The 269-nt window shown below is 45.4% G+C and carries 1 protein-coding gene; it reads right to left on the bottom strand.

Going from position 1 to position 269, the window contains the following annotated elements:
* Nucleotides 1-86: 86 nt before the first annotated feature.
* The coding region (locus A3757_RS05095) for an EAL domain-containing protein (RefSeq protein ID WP_156506190.1) at nt 87-269 on the bottom strand (183 nt) is incomplete at its 5' end.

Below are 269 nucleotides of genomic sequence, written 5' to 3'. Positions count from 1 at the left end.
AACATGGTTTGAGCTTTCAAAGAGAAGAGGCAGGTTTGACTATAAGGCTTTGCATTATTATGGATGTTCTGAGGAAAAAGGCCAGCTTATATCTCAATAAGCTGGCTCGCATTGTTGTTAATCTGTTCAAGTGCGTCACGGCCTGGAACGGCTCTACCAAAATAGAAGCCTTGAATCTCCTGGCAGCCCAAAGACTTTAGGTAACTTAGTTGAGTCTCGGTTTCGACGCCTTCGGCAACAATATTGAGTTTCAGGCCGTGGGCCATGGA

It is taken from the genome of Oleiphilus sp. HI0117 (assembly GCF_001635235.1).
Note: the sequence above shows the minus strand (reverse complement) of the source record. Positions and strands in the feature narration are given on the sequence as shown.